General features: G+C 67.5%; 14 protein-coding genes. 12 read left to right on the forward strand and 2 right to left on the reverse strand.

Features of this window, described 5'->3' with window-relative positions; all coding sequences use genetic code 11:
* Positions 1-5 precede the first annotated feature (5 nt).
* Positions 6-731 (forward strand): DNA repair protein RecO, encoded by a 726-nt coding sequence (gene recO / locus RHOOR87_RS0104470; RefSeq protein WP_027484357.1) that lies wholly within the window; start codon positions 6-8, stop codon positions 729-731.
* On the opposite strand, the gene RHOOR87_RS0104475 is transcribed toward recO, so the two are convergent.
* Positions 728-1465, reverse strand: coding sequence for a response regulator (locus RHOOR87_RS0104475; RefSeq protein WP_345775218.1), 738 nt, complete (start codon positions 1463-1465; stop codon positions 728-730). The genes recO and RHOOR87_RS0104475 overlap by 4 nt on opposite strands.
* Before the next feature lie 45 nt (positions 1466-1510).
* Here RHOOR87_RS0104475 and RHOOR87_RS0104480 point away from each other — a divergent pair, with 45 nt between their 5' ends.
* The 11 genes from RHOOR87_RS0104480 (at position 1511) to fabV (ending at position 12537) form a co-directional block, all read left to right on the forward strand.
* A complete protein-coding gene (locus RHOOR87_RS0104480; protein ID WP_027484359.1) occupies positions 1511-3532 on the forward strand; it encodes a hypothetical protein in 2022 nt (673 codons plus the stop codon).
* Positions 3533-3584: 52 nt separating this feature from the next.
* The gene (locus RHOOR87_RS0104485; protein WP_007511294.1) at positions 3585-4190 is read left to right on the forward strand and encodes a YdbL family protein; all 606 of its coding nucleotides are present in this window, start codon (positions 3585-3587) and stop codon (positions 4188-4190) included.
* Between the two features lie 124 nt (positions 4191-4314).
* Complete coding sequence (gene rlmD, locus RHOOR87_RS0104490; RefSeq protein ID WP_007511296.1) at positions 4315-5652, forward strand: 23S rRNA (uracil(1939)-C(5))-methyltransferase RlmD; 1338 nt, start codon at positions 4315-4317, stop codon at positions 5650-5652.
* Positions 5653-5765: 113 nt separating this feature from the next.
* A complete protein-coding gene (locus RHOOR87_RS0104495) occupies positions 5766-6287 on the forward strand; it encodes a CYTH domain-containing protein (RefSeq protein ID WP_027484360.1) in 522 nt (173 codons plus the stop codon).
* The gene (gene nagZ / locus RHOOR87_RS0104500; protein ID WP_027484361.1) at positions 6281-7297 is read left to right on the forward strand and encodes a beta-N-acetylhexosaminidase; all 1017 of its coding nucleotides are present in this window, start codon (positions 6281-6283) and stop codon (positions 7295-7297) included. Before RHOOR87_RS0104495 ends, nagZ begins: the two co-directional genes overlap by 7 nt.
* Complete coding sequence (locus tag RHOOR87_RS0104505; RefSeq protein WP_007511302.1) at positions 7294-7857, forward strand: hypoxanthine-guanine phosphoribosyltransferase; 564 nt, start codon at positions 7294-7296, stop codon at positions 7855-7857. Before nagZ ends, RHOOR87_RS0104505 begins: the two co-directional genes overlap by 4 nt.
* Positions 7858-8022: 165 nt before the next feature.
* Positions 8023-8784, forward strand: coding sequence for an S-methyl-5'-thioinosine phosphorylase (locus RHOOR87_RS0104510; RefSeq protein WP_007511304.1), 762 nt, complete (start codon positions 8023-8025; stop codon positions 8782-8784).
* A 160-nt stretch (positions 8785-8944) separates the two neighbouring features.
* The gene (locus RHOOR87_RS0104515; RefSeq protein ID WP_007511306.1) at positions 8945-9148 is read left to right on the forward strand and encodes a cold-shock protein; all 204 of its coding nucleotides are present in this window, start codon (positions 8945-8947) and stop codon (positions 9146-9148) included.
* Positions 9149-9231: 83 nt separating this feature from the next.
* Positions 9232-10281 (forward strand): N(4)-(beta-N-acetylglucosaminyl)-L-asparaginase, encoded by a 1050-nt coding sequence (locus RHOOR87_RS0104520; RefSeq protein WP_007511308.1) that lies wholly within the window; start codon positions 9232-9234, stop codon positions 10279-10281.
* Positions 10282-10293: 12 nt separating this feature from the next.
* A complete protein-coding gene (locus RHOOR87_RS0104525) occupies positions 10294-11019 on the forward strand; it encodes a copper homeostasis protein CutC (RefSeq protein WP_007511310.1) in 726 nt (241 codons plus the stop codon).
* Between the two features lie 315 nt (positions 11020-11334).
* A complete protein-coding gene (gene fabV / locus RHOOR87_RS0104530) occupies positions 11335-12537 on the forward strand; it encodes an enoyl-ACP reductase FabV (RefSeq protein ID WP_007511311.1) in 1203 nt (400 codons plus the stop codon).
* Between the two features lie 103 nt (positions 12538-12640).
* Here the strand turns inward: fabV and RHOOR87_RS0104535 are convergent, their stop codons facing one another.
* Positions 12641-13561 (reverse strand): restriction endonuclease, encoded by a 921-nt coding sequence (locus RHOOR87_RS0104535; RefSeq protein WP_043292547.1) that lies wholly within the window; start codon positions 13559-13561, stop codon positions 12641-12643.
* Positions 13562-14126 lie beyond the last annotated feature (565 nt).

Here is a 14126-nt window from a genome sequence, read left to right on the forward strand (position 1 = left end):
CAGCCATGCGCCTCGAACAGCAACCCAGCTACGTCCTGCATGCGCGCCCCTATCGCGAGACGTCGCTGCTGCTCGAATGCCTGACCCGTGAGCATGGCCGGCTCGGCGTGGTGGCGCGCGGCGTGCGCGGCGAACGCTCGCGCCTGCGCCGGGCCCAGCTGGAACCGTTCCAGCCGTTGGCAATGGACCTGCTGCTGCGCGGCGAGATGGCCACGCTGACCGGAGTCGAAACGGTAGGCACGCCGTTGCGCCTGCCGGGCGACGCCGGCCTGGCCGGGCTGTATCTCAACGAGCTGGTGGTGCGCCTGACCGGCCGGCAGGACCCGTACCCGCGGCTGTTCGACGCCTATGCCGGCACCCTGGCGCGGCTGGCTGCCGGTGAATCGCTGGCCTGGAGCCTGCGCCGCTTCGAGCGCGACCTGCTGGAGGCGATTGGCTACGGCCTGCAACTGCAGCACGACTCGGACTCCGGCGAACCGCTGGCGGCGGCGGCCAGCTACCGCTACCTGGTCGAGCAGGGGGCGGTGCGCTGCGCCGCCGACCGCCCGCATGCGCTGCGCGGCAGCGACCTGCTGGCACTCGGCCAGGACCGGGTGCCCGACGCCCGTGGCCTCAAGGCCTTGCGCGACATGATGCGTGAGGTGATCCGCTTCCACCTGGGCGGCGGCGAGCTGCGCGCCTGGCGGGTGCTGGCGACGGCGGTCTCGGGGCGCAGGGCAACGCCTGATTAGCTGTCCAGCGCCTGCAGCGTCGCCAGCAGGGCCTGGCGGAAGCGTGCCAGCGCGATCGGCGTGGCGCCGCGCTGCAGCAGTTGCTGCTGCAGCAGCACGGTCTGTGCCGACAGCGCGGTCGCGCCGCAGAAACCGCAGGACGAACGCAGCCGGTGCAGGCGCTCGCTGAAACCGGCACGGTCGCGGCTCAGCGCATCCAGCTCCTGGTGCAGCAGGGCCAGCTCCTCGCGCAGCAGCAGGCGCAGCGCGCGCATGGTGGTGGCATCGCCGGTGGCGGTCAGCGCGGCCCGGTCGTCCAGCATGCCGGCGGGGTGACGACCCGGCTGCACCAGTGCCAGCACCTGCTGCAGCTCGGCCAGGCCACAGGGCTTCAGCAGGATCTGGCTGAAGCCCGCGTCGAGCAGCGACTGGCGGCCGCCGGGTTCCAGCTCGGCCGTGGTGGCCACCGCGATGCTTTCCGCCGAGCACGCCCGCTGGTCCGCGCGCAGCGCGGTCAGGATCTGCAGCGCGCCGGCGCCGGGCATGCGGCAATCCAGCAGCAGCAGGTCGAACGGTTCGGCGCGTGCCCGTTGCAGGGCCGCCATGCCGTCCATGCAGGCTTCGGTCCGAGCGCCCATCGAGTCCAGCCCGTCGCACAGGAAACGGCAACTGCCGGGATCGTCGTCGGCCACCAGTACGTGGGCACGGGCAGTGCCGATCGGGTCGGAATCGGTGTTGGCAAGGGGGCTGTTCATGACGAAATCCATATCGTTCATCTTGATTTGGCAGAATGGCCTGACATGCGCCCGACTTCAAGCCACGTCCTGCTGTGCTGCTGCCTGCTGCTGGGGTTCGGCTGGACGCTGCCTGCGCGGGCGGAGGTGCTGTTGGCGGCGAAGTCGATCAGCGTGCCCGGCGCCCGCCTGCAGGCGGTCAGCCTGCGCCTCGGCGAAGATGCCGCCGGCGGACTGCGGCTGCAACTGAGCGCGGAGCAGGCCGACGTGCCGGCGATGGGCTGGCGGCGGCTGGGCCTGAGCCTCGATGGCAACCTGCAACGGGACGCCCGCCTGCGCTGGAGCCTCGACGGCAACGTGCACCTGGCCGGTGCGCCGGGCGGTGCGCTCAGCGACGCCCACGTGAACATCGTGCTCAGCGAAGCGGCCAACACCCTGCTCGTCGATATCGTGCAGGGCAAGGCCCATGCCAGCACCGCGTTGCCGCTGGACCAGCCCACGCATGCGCAGATCAGCCTGGACAATCTCCCCGTCGGCTGGCTGCAGGGCCTGCTCGGCACGGTCTGGTCGGGGCGTCCCACTGGCGGCCGGCTGGATGCCGAACTGGCGCTGGACCTGCGCGATCCCGGCCTGCAGTCGTCCGGGCAGTTCACCCTGGTCAAGCTGGGCTTCGACACCCCAAGCGGCACCCTGGCCGGGCAGGGACTGGACGGCAGCGGGCGCTTCAGCCTCGACACCACCGCCGGCCCGGCGCGGATCGAGCTGGATGCCAGCCTGCGTGGCGGCGAGCTGCTGCTGGGGCCGATCTACGCGAAGCTGCCGGGTCATCCGGTCCAGCTGGCCCTGCATGCGAATGCGCAGAACGGCGCCTTCGAACTGAGCCACCTGCGCCTGAACGATGCCGACGCGCTGCAGCTCGACGGCGCGCTGGCCTTCGACGCGAACGGCACGCTGAAGAGCCTGCGGCTGGACCGCCTGCGCGCGAACTTCCCGGCGGCCTACCAGCGCTACGGCGAGGCGTGGCTGAGCACGCTGGGCCTGCGCGACATGCGCATCACCGGCCAGCTGAGTGGCAGGCTGGACCTGCGTGCGGATGGCCCGCACGGCTTCGCGTTCGACACCGACGGGCTGGACCTGGCCGACGCCGATGGCCGGCTGGCGGTCGATGGCCTGCATGGCGGGCTGGATTGGGCGATCGACGGCGAACGGCCGGCTACCACGCTGAGCTGGCACAAGCTGCAGTTCCACCGGATAGCGAACGGCGCCGCGCAATCGCAGTGGCGGAGCCGCGCCGGCATGCTCAGCCTGCAGCAGCCGCTGCTGGTGCCGGTGCTGCAGGGCCAGTTGCGCATTGGCCAGCTGGACTGGCGCCCGGCAGCGGCCAAGGGACAGCGGCTGGCGGCCTCGCTGGCGCTGACCGGCGTCGACATGGCCGCCTTCAGCCAGGCGATGGGCTGGCCGGCGTTTCCCGGCACGCTCGGCGGGGCGATTCCGTCGCTGCGCTGGGTCGACGACCGTTTCGAGCTGGACGGCGGCCTGTCGGCCAGCCTGTTCGGCGGCTTCGTCGACATCACCGATCTCTCGCTGCAACAGCCGTTCGGCGCCACCCCGGTACTGACGGGTAACATCACCCTGAAGCAGCTGGACCTGGCCGCGATCACCAGCGTGTTCGACTTCGGCGGCATCACCGGCCCGCTGGACGGTTCGATCGAGGATCTGCGCCTGGTCAACTGGAGCCCGGTCGCGTTCAAGGCCAGCCTGCTGGCAGGCGAGGGCGGCCGGATCAGCCAGCGCGCGGTGAACAACCTCACTGCGGTCGGTGGCGGCGGCATGGCGGCCGGCCTGCAGGGCGCCGTGCTGAAGCTGTTCAAGACCTTCGGCTACAAGCGCATCGGCCTCAACTGCACGCTGCAGGGCACGTTGTGCCGGATGAGCGGTCTGGAGGCCACCGACGACGGCTACACTATCGTCGAAGGCAGCGGCTTGCCGCGGTTGCAGGTGGTCGGTCACCAGACCCAGGTCGACTGGCCGACCCTGGTGCGGCGCCTGCAGGATGCGATCCACGGAGGAGCGCCGCAGATCCGCTGAACCCAGCTGCGGATGGCGGCTCTTCCACCCCTTTCAACGACAGGAGTTCGTCATGCGCAAGCTCGTCTACGTCATTCTGACCTCGCTGGCCGTGGCGCTGGTCGGCTGCGTCACCATCAACGTGTACTTTCCCGAGGCCGCCGCGCAGAAGGCCGCCGACCAGTTCATCGGCAACGTGCTGAACCAGGCGGCGCCCGCCAAGCCGGCACCGAAGGTGCAGCAGCCGGCGGCGAAGGATGGCGGCGCGCAGCCGTCGGCGATGCTGCTCGACCTGCTGGTGCCGGCCGCGCATGCCGCCGACACGCCGGACATCCGCATCCAGACCGCCGCCACCGAGGCGATCCGTGGCCGCATGCAGGGCCGCTTCCAGGGCGCGCTGGGCGAACTGCTCGACAGCGGCGCGGTGGGCTTCACCCGCGACGGCATGGTGGCCATGCGCGACGCCGCCAAGGTGCCGCTGAGCCAGCGCGCGCAGGCAAATGCCACCGTGGCCGACGAGAACCGCGACCGCACCGCGCTGTACCGCGAAATCGCCAACGCCAACAACCATCCGGAGTGGGAGGCGCAGATCCGCACCACCTTCGCCAAGAGCTGGATCGAGAAGGCGCACGCAGGCTGGTACTACCAGGACGCCTCCGGCGCCTGGCAGAAAAAATGAATGCAACCCTGCGCGCGATGCCTTGCGTCACGTCACGGCAAGCATCGCGCACAGGGTGCGCTCCCGCAGGCGCAGCGAGGACTGATCTGGGATAATCGGGAGCCAGCCTCACGATCCGCACCCCATGTCCCGATCCAACTCCGTTCCGTCGACGCTTTTCGAAGCCCACATCACCGATCTCGGCCACGACGGCCGTGGCGTGGCGCGGGTCGACGGCAAGGCGGTGTTCATCAGCGGCGCCCTGCTCGGCGAGCAGGTGACGGCGAAGCTGCGCAAGCGCCACCGCCACTTCGACGAGGCGGACGTGGTCGAGGTGATCGTTGCCTCGCCGCACCGGGTGGAGCCTCGCTGCCGCCACTTCGCCGAGTGCAGCGGCTGCTCGCTGCAGCACCTGGACGCCGCCACCCAGATCGAGACCAAGCAGCGCGTGCTGGCGGAAAACTTCGAGCGCATCGGCAAGGTCGCGCCGCAGGCATGGCTGCCGCCGCTCACGGCCGAGCCGTGGGGCTACCGGCGCAAGGGCCGGCTGTCGGTGCGCCATGTGGCCAAGAAGGAGCGCGTGCTGGTGGGTTTCCGCGAGGAACAGAACCCGCGCTTCGTCACCGAGATCCGGCAATGCGAGGTGATGCACCCGGCGCTCGGCCCCAAGGTCGGCCTGCTCGCCGACCTGCTCGGCACGATGGACGCGGTCAACGACATCCCGCAGATCGAGTTCGCCGCCGGCGACGACCTGATGGCGCTGGTGTTCCGCCACATGCAGCCGCTGAGCGAGCGCGACCGTGCCGCACTGATCGCGTTCGGCGGGCAGCACGGTTTCGCGATCTACCTGCAGCCGGGCGGCACCAGCAGCGTGCATCCGCTGTGGCCGGAGAACCCGCGGCTGGCGTTCCGCATCGCCAGCGGCGACGCGCGTTTTGCCGACGTCGAACTGGAGTTCCAGCCGCTCGACTTCGTGCAGGTCAACGCCGGCATGAACCAGCTGATGATGGCGCGCGCGCTGGAACTGCTCGACCCGCAGCCGGGCGACCGCGTGCTGGACCTGTTCTGCGGCCTCGGCAACTTCACCCTGCCGATCGCCCGCCGCGTGGCCGAGGTGGTCGGCGTGGAAGGCGAGCACGGCCTGGTCGAGCGCGCCGCGCAGAACGCCGTGCGCAACGGCATCGGCAACGCGCGCTTCCACGTGGCGAACCTGTTCGAGGACCAGCGCGCCGCCGACTGGGCGAAGCAGCCATGGGACAAGCTGCTGCTCGATCCGCCGCGTGCCGGCGCGGACAAGGTGCTGGAATACCTGCCGCACAAGCAGACGCGGCGTATCGTCTACGTCTCCTGCCATCCCGCCTCGCTGGCGCGCGACGCCGGCATCCTGGTCGAGCGGCATGGCTTCAGGCTGGCCTCGGCCGGCGTCATGGATATGTTCCCGCATACCTCGCACGTCGAATCCATAGCGGTATTTGTGCGGTGATGCTTGTGCATTCGTCCGTGAATGCGAAGATCAAGAAGCGGCCATCCATGGCCGCACTCTTCGATGAAGCCTCGCTTCATCCGGCTTTTGTCATTGGCTGAGAGCGTCTGTCCGTGCCTGTAGAGATCGAGAGGAAATTCCTGTTGCGCGACGACAGTTGGCACGCGCAGGTCGAGCGCAGCGAGCCGATGGCGCAGGGCTACCTGGTGGATGCGCAGGCGCTGCGCGCCGGGCTGGCGCATGCGTCGGTGCGTGTGCGCGTGGCGGGCGCGCGCGCGTGGCTCAACATCAAGGCCGCCACGCTCGCCATCGCGCGGGCCGAGTTCGAGTATCCGATCCCGCCCGACGAGGCGCAGACCATGCTGGTCACGCTGTGCAACGGCGTGCTGGAGAAGACGCGCCATCACGTGCGGGTCGACGGCACGCTGTTCGAGGTCGACGAGTTCGCGGGTGACAACGCGGGCCTGGTGGTGGCCGAGGTCGAGCTGCCGGCGGTCGACGCGCCGTTCCCGCGCCCGCCATGGCTGGGCCGCGAGGTGAGCGCGCTGGCGCGCTACTACAACGTCAACCTGATCGCGCATCCGTACCGACAGTGGTCGCTGGCGGAGCGCGCCGCGGAGGACGCCGCATGCTGATGATCGGCGTGGCCGGACTGCAGCTGGCCGAACACGAGAAGCGCTGGCTCCGTGCGCCCGGGGTGGCGGGGGTGCTGCTGTTTGCGCGCAACTACGCCTCGCGCGAACAGCTGATTGCGCTGTGCGAGGCGATCCGCGAGGCCGGCGGCGACGACCTGCTGATCGCGGTGGACCAGGAAGGCGGCCCGGTGCAGCGCTTCCGTGACGGCTTCACCCGCCTGCCGCCCCTGGCCGCGGTCGGCGCGGTGCATGACCGCGATCCCGGCGAGGCGGTGCGCCTGGCCGAGGAGCACGCCTGGGTGATGGCCAGCGAGCTGCGCGCCAGCGGCGTCGATTTCAGTTTCGCGCCGGTGGTGGACCTGGCCCGCGGCAATGCCGCGATCGGCTTGCGCGCGTTTCACGCCGATCCGGCGGTGACCGCCGAGCTGGGTCAGGCCTACGTGCGCGGCATGCACCTGGGCGGCATGGCGGCGGTGCTCAAGCATTTTCCGGGGCACGGCTCGGTCGCCACCGACACGCACAAGGCGCCGGCGATCGACCCGCGCAGCCTGGCGCAGATCCGCCGCGACGACCTGCTGCCGTTCGCCGAGTGCATCGATGCGCGGGTCGAGGCGGTGATGATGGCGCACGTCACCTATCCGGCGGTGGACAGCCGCCCGGCGGGCTACTCGAAGGTGTGGATCGAACAGATCCTGCGCGGCGAGCTGGGTTTCGCCGGCGCGGTGGTCAGCGACGACATCAGCATGGCCGCCGCCGGTGCCGCCGGCAGCGTGGGCGAGCGCGTGCGCGCGCACCTGGATGCCGGCTGCGACCTGGTGCTGGCCTGCTTCCCCGAGGTGGTGGACGAGGCGATTGCCGCGTTGCCGGCCGACGCCTCGCCGGTGCCGCCGCCACTGGCCGCCCTGCGCGGGTCGTTGGGTTCCAGCTGGGCCGGCCTTCTGGACAACCCGCAGCGCGACCGCTTCGTCGCGCGCATCACGGCACTGCACGTTGACCAAGGAACTGCATGAACACCCCAACCCCTTCCCTGGCCGACGCCTTGGCGCAGGCCGAACTGCTGCACGACCGCGCCACGCTGGAAAACGTGATCGCCGACATGGGTCGGCAGATCGACGCCGCGCTGGACGGCGAGCGCGCGGTGTTCCTCACCGTGATGAACGGCGCGCTGATCTTCGCCGGGCATCTGGCGCTGGCGATCCGTACTGACCTCGAGTTCGACTACGTGCACGCCACCCGCTACCGCGGCGCCACCTCCGGCAGCGAGCTGCACTGGCTGCGCGAGCCGGCGGTGCCGCTGGCCGGCCGCACGGTGCTGCTGGTCGACGACATCCTCGACGAAGGCCATACGCTGAAGGCGGTGCGCGACGACTGCTACCGGCGCGGCGCGAAGCGCGTGCTGATCGCCAGCCTGTGCACCAAGCGGCACGACCGCCTGGTCGAAGGCATCGCGTCGGATTTCAACGGTGTCGAACTGCCGGACCGCTACGTGTTCGGCTACGGCATGGACTACTACGAGCAGGGCCGCAATTTGCCGGGGATCTATGCCTTGAAAGCCGAGAGCGCGGAATAGGGTTTTGCTCCTCCCCCTGCTTGCAGGGGGAGGCCGGGAGGGGGTAAAGCTCTTGCCTTTGACTTGAAGATCAAGAGCGACCCCACCCCAACCCTCCCCTGCTGTGCAGGGGAGGGGGCAAAGCAGGTTCCCCCCGTTGGCTTCACCCGGACATGGATCATCACGATGCCTCACCCTGACCAGGCCCCCCTCGACCTCGCCGTCATCGGCGGCAGCGGCCTGTACAACTTCCCGGGCCTGGAAAACGCCACGCGACAGGCGGTCGACACGCCCTACGGGCCCGCTTCGGGCGACGTGGTGCTCGGCGACTTCGCCGGCAAGCGGCTGGCCTTCCTGGCCCGCCACGGCGAGAGCCACACGCTGCCGCCGCACCGGGTGAACTACCGCGCCAATCTGTGGGCGCTGCACAGCCTGGGCGCGCGCCGGGTGGTCGGGGTCAACGCGGTGGGCGGCATCCGCAGCGACATGGGGCCGCGGGTGATCGTGGTGCCCGACCAGCTGATCGACTACACCCACGGCCGCATCACCAGCTACTGCGACGTCGAGGGCGCCGAGGTGAGGCACATCGACTTCAGCGAGCCGTACACCGAAGCGCTGCGCCGGCAACTGCTGGCGGCGGCGCGCGCGGCGGGCGTCGAGGTGGTCGATGGCGGCTGCTATGGCGCCACCCAGGGGCCGCGGCTGGAAACCCGCGCCGAGATCGCCCGCATGAAGCGCGATGGCTGCGACCTGGTCGGCATGACCGGCATGCCCGAAGCCGTGCTGGCGCGCGAGCTGGCGCTGGAATACGCCTGCCTTGCGCTGGTGGCGAATTTCGCCGCCGGCTGCGGCGACCAGGCGGAGATCAGCATCGAGGAAATCTTCGCCCACCTGGCGGCGGCCACCGCCGAGGTGCCGCGCATCCTCGCCGCCCTGCCGGGAAATTGAGCGCCGCGGCGAATTTGTGCACTGGCGGGACATTTTCGTATTGCGTTTGGCCTTCACATGTTGCTACTTTGCGCCGGCCGGGGCGGCGAACCCAAGGGGAGAACTGTGGTTCAGCGCAGTTCCTGGCGCACCCATTCCATGGATCCAGAGGTTCGCTCAAATGAGTTTCGGTACGGTCAAATGGTTCAACGATGCCAAGGGTTTCGGCTTCATCGCACCCGAGGACGGCAGTGCGGACGTGTTCGTCCATTTTTCGGCGATCAACTCCAAGGGCTTCCGCAGCCTGCAGGAAGGTCAGCGCGTGCAGTTCGAAGTGACCCAGGGCCCGAAGGGCGCCCAGGCGTCGGCAGTCGAACCCGCCTGATCAGCCAGACAAACGTTGTAAAGCAAAAGCGAAACCCCGCATCCTGTGCGGGGTTTTTTTGTTTCCGGACTGCGGAGTAGGCCATGACTGATCGCCGGCGTTTCCTCAAGGCATCCCTGCTCGGCGCTTCGGCGCCGCTGCTGGCGTGGGCAGGCAGCGGGGTCGCCGGGCCGGCGGCGCGGGGGACGAAGGCATCGGCGGCACGGGTCGTCTCGACCTGGGACTTCGGCGTTGCCGCGAACCGCGCGGCCTGGGCGATCCTGGGCCAGGGCGGCCATGCGCTGGATGCGGTCGAGACCGGCGTGCAGGTGCCCGAATCCGACCTGAAGAACCATAGCGTCGGCAAGGGCGGCTACCCGGATCGCGACGGCCACGTCACCCTCGACGCCAGCATCATGGACGCCGACGGCAGTTGCGGCGCGGTGGCCGCCCTGGAGCACATCGAGCATCCGATCTCGGTGGCGCGGCGGGTGATGGAGCGCACGCCGCACGTGCTGCTGGTCGGCGAGGGCGCGCTGCAGTTCGCGCTGGAGCAGGGCTTCAAGAAGCAGGACCTGCTCACGCCCGAAGCCGAGCAGGCCTGGCACGAATGGCTGAAGACGGCGAAGTACCGGCCCTCGATCAACAGCGAGGTGCACGACTACGGCAAGGGCGGCGCCCCCGGCATGCCCGGCGGGGCGAACAACCACGACACCATCGGCATGCTGGCGCTGGACGCGCACGGCAAGCTGGCCGGTGCCTGCACCACCAGCGGCATGGCGTGGAAGCTGCGCGGCCGCGTCGGCGACAGCCCGATCATCGGCGCCGGCCTGTACGTCGACGGCGAGGTCGGCGGCGCCACCTCCACCGGCGTCGGCGAGGAAGTGATCCGCAACGCCGGCAGCTTCCTGGTGGTCGAACTGATGCGCCAGGGCCGCTCGCCGCACGAGGCCTGCAAGGAGGCGGTGATGCGCATCGTCAAAAAGCGCCCGGAAGCCTCCAAGACCCTGCAGGTCGGCTTCCTCGCCATGAACCGCGACGGCGAGGTCGGCGCCTACGCCATCCAGCACGGCTTCTCCTACGCGGTATGCGATGTGAAGAAGCAGGACACCCTGATCCCCTCGCCAAGCGTCTACGCGACGAGCTATTCATGATCCCGCTTGCCCATGATGCTTGAGATCGCCGCCAACTCGGTCGCCTCCGCACTGGCCGCGCAAGAGGGCGGAGCGGGGCGGGTCGAACTGTGCACGGCGCTGGAACTGGGCGGCCTCACGCCGTCGCACGCGCAGATCGCGCTGGCCCGCGAACGCCTGCGCATCCCGCTGGTCGTGCTGATCCGCCCGCGCGCTGGCGACTTCCTCTACAGCGAGCTGGAATGCGAGACCATGCAGCACGACATCGAAGCCTGCGGCGCGCTGGGCTGCGACGGCGTAGTGCTCGGCGTGCTCGATGCGAATGGCGAGGTCGACATGCCGCGCTGCCGCGCCCTGATCGCCGCCGCCGGCAAGCTCGGCGTGACCTTCCACCGCGCCTTCGACCTCAGCCGCGACCCGGCGCGCGCGCTGGAGGACATCGTCGCGCTCGGTTGCGAGCGCGTGCTGACCTCGGGCGCGCAGGCCAGCGCGGTGGACGGCGCCACGCTGATCCGCGAGCTGGTGACGCAGGCCGCCGGGCGTCTGGCGGTGATGCCCGGCGCCGGCATCACCGCGCAGAACATCGCGGCGCTCGCCGCCGCCACCGGCGCGCGCGAATTCCACGCCTCCGCCAAGCACTATCTGCCATCCGCCATGCGGCACCGCCGGGCGCTGCTGGCCGACATGGAAAGCGGCGAGCTGCGCAGCGATGCCGGGCAGGTGCGCGCCATGGCGACCGTCCTGCACACCCTGTCGTAGGAGCCCGCCGCGGACGATGCTCTTGTCCAAGGTGTCCGGCGCAGGCCGCAATCGCACTTCGCAATGACGCACCTCGCCCCCACATCGTCATTCCGGCGCAGGCCGGAGGAGCTTTTCAACAGCGAAGCTGGTCATCGCACTTCGGCAACGAGGAGGGTTATCCAAAGAGCCGTCTGCGACAGCCAGTGCGATCCCGGCCTGCGCCGGGATGACGATCAAAAGCAGGGAACAGGACCCTACGGCAGCGCATGGCCGCCCCGCTTGGTTAATATGACGAACTGCCCATCAGCATCCGAATACCAGCAGGAGCCCCGAGTGATCATCAAGCCCAAAGTCCGCGGTTTCATCTGCATCACCGCCCACCCGGTCGGTTGCGAGCGCAACGTGCTCGACCAGATCAAGGTCACCCAGGCCGCGGGCCACGACAAGGCCAAGGGCCCGAAGCGCGTGCTGGTGATCGGCGCCTCCACCGGCTACGGCCTGGCCTCGCGCATCACCGCCGCGTTCGGCTACGGCGCGGCCACGCTCGGCGTGTTCTTCGAGAAGCCCAGCAGCCACGACAAGACCGGCACCGCCGGCTGGTACAACTCCGCCGCGTTCGACAAGGCGGCCAAAGCCGCCGGCCTGTACAGCAAGTCGATCAACGCCGACGCGTTCGCCCACGAGACCCGCGCCAAGGCGATCGAGATCATCAAGAACGAGATGGGCGGCCCGATCGACCTGGTGGTCTACTCGCTGGCCTCGCCGGTGCGCAAGCTGCCGGACACCGGCGAAGTGGTGCGCTCGGCGCTCAAGACCATCGGCGCGCCGTTCCACAACACCTCGGTCGACACCAACAAGGACACCGTGATCGAGGCCACCGTCGAGCCGGCCACCGAGCAGGAAATCAAGGACACCGTCACCGTGATGGGCGGCGAGGACTGGGCGCTGTGGATCGACGCGCTGAGCGCCGCCGGCGTGCTCGCCGAGCACGCCAAGACCGTCGCCTACAGCTACATCGGCACCGAGATCACCTGGCCGATGTACTGGCACGGCACCCTGGGCCAGGCCAAGCAGCACCTGGACAACACCGCGAAACAATTGCGCAGCCGCCACCCCGGCCTCGACGCCTACGTCGGCGTGATGAAGTCCGTGGTCACCCAGGCCAGCGCCGCCATCCCGGTGATCCCGCTGTACGTGTCCATCGCCTTCAAGATCATGAAGGAGAAGGGCATCCACGAAAACCCGATCGAACAGGCCAACCGCCTGTTCCACGACCGCCTCTATCGCGCTGATGGAAAAGCTGCACCCACCGACGATGAAGGCCGCCTGCGGCTGGACGACTGGGAACTGCGCGACGACGTGCAGATCCCGTGCAAAACCCTCTGGCCCACCGTCACCACCGAAAACCTCAAGCAGATCACCGACTACGCGGGGTACAAGCACGAGTTTTTGCAGCTGTTCGGGTTTGATCGGGCGGATGTGGACTATGACGCCGAGGTGGAGGCGGATCGGCGGTTTGATTGTTTGGAGGGGTAAGGGGCTTGGTAGTCACTGAAGTCGCATGGCTTCAGTGACTGCTGTATTCGATCCACAAGAAATTACAGTTTGATCCGAGTTCCGCTCATGCCATCAAGCCAAATTACGTGCTGATCTCATGTACACGTAGAAATATATTGCCTGTTTGAGCTGCATGCCGCTTTTTCCGAAGCAGCAGTGAGACAAAGTCGATTCGCTCTTCCAACACAGCCATGAGATCAGCACCATCCATGAGCACAACGCTGGGTCGCCCCGTGGAATGTGCTGCTACGCCATCTTGCGAAAAGCCGTTCATTGACAGGAAGACACCCAAAGTGTTGTCCAGCTTGCGCCTTACTTTCGCAGCGAAGGCGTCCATATCCTGAACGCCGACAGGTTCCTCTTGCCATTTCGCCTCGAACAAATAATCGGTGCCCTCCAAGGCAAAAGCCCCATCGATTTGTTCCCCAGTATTTTTGAATGACGCCTTGGGGTCTAAGTCAAAGAGCTCGAATATGTCATACATTAGGCGTTCAAGATCAAAGCCCCGCGCCTGCGGGCTCGAACCGGTGGCGATGGCCATGAATTTTGTATTAAGTTCCCGAAGCTTTTCCCGAACGGCGCTGTTTCTCTGAAGCTTTTCGGCCCGCTCTTGCCGGTGCTTCTCTGCAGTTTCTTCATCTCTGACCTTGTCTTGGTGTGGCTCTACGAGTTGGCGGAGTTGCTCGACGGATTCCTTGGCTTTTCGCGCCTTTTGTGCACCGCCGTCAAGCTGTTCGAGGTGAGAGAAGTTTTTGATATTCACTACTTCGAAGCAGAGCTTGGTGAGCACGCCAAGATGCTTATCTTGATCTCGCACTAGAACATCTACAAGATCGGCGACCACTTGGCGCTTGTAGTTATCCCAATTCAATGTGCCGATGAGTGTTGCGTTCCCGGCGCAGTTGGACAGAAAGCTGCGCAAGTCCGATTTGTACCAGTAGATGCTGCATAAGGCTTCCTTTAGTGCAACGATCGCGGCTGGTGAAAGACGTTTTCCTGTCATATGACGCAGTCTCCAGTGGAAGCTAACGTTTGAAGCCGAGTCGCAAGCAGTGGCTTTTCGACGCGAGTCAGATTAAGCGGCTGGTTAGGCATCGTGCGTACGCTGAAACACCGTGCGGAACGAATTCGCCGGCAATGGCTGAATGGCCCAGGTATGTTTGGTTCCACTGCCCGGGCCGATGATGCCGTGAGTGGCGACCTTCGTGTAAGAATGACTGAAGTTTCTGGTCTCGTGAATGCTGTTCCGAAGCGGTAAGGTGCCGTAGCGGCGAAAGAAGACCTCAAGGAGATGCGCCTCGAAGTCCTTATAGGCGTTCGTGTTCTTACGCACACGAGGAAATGCACATGCCACCTCGGTTGGGAATGCGTAGCCGAGGCTCTGAAATCTTTTGACCCACCTGATTAGCGACGACGCTCAGCCGACTGTCGCGTGATGTGAGACGTGCGCGGCGGAGGCTCAGTGCCATGTTACGAGGCGGAGAACCGGCATGGCCATGAACCAAGTGCAGTTCCAGTCGGGGTTGTCGATGGCGCAGTTCATCCGGCGCTACGGCACGGAGGCGAGG

Source organism: Rhodanobacter sp. OR87 (assembly GCF_000473345.1).
GTDB lineage: Bacteria > Pseudomonadota > Gammaproteobacteria > Xanthomonadales > Rhodanobacteraceae > Rhodanobacter > Rhodanobacter denitrificans.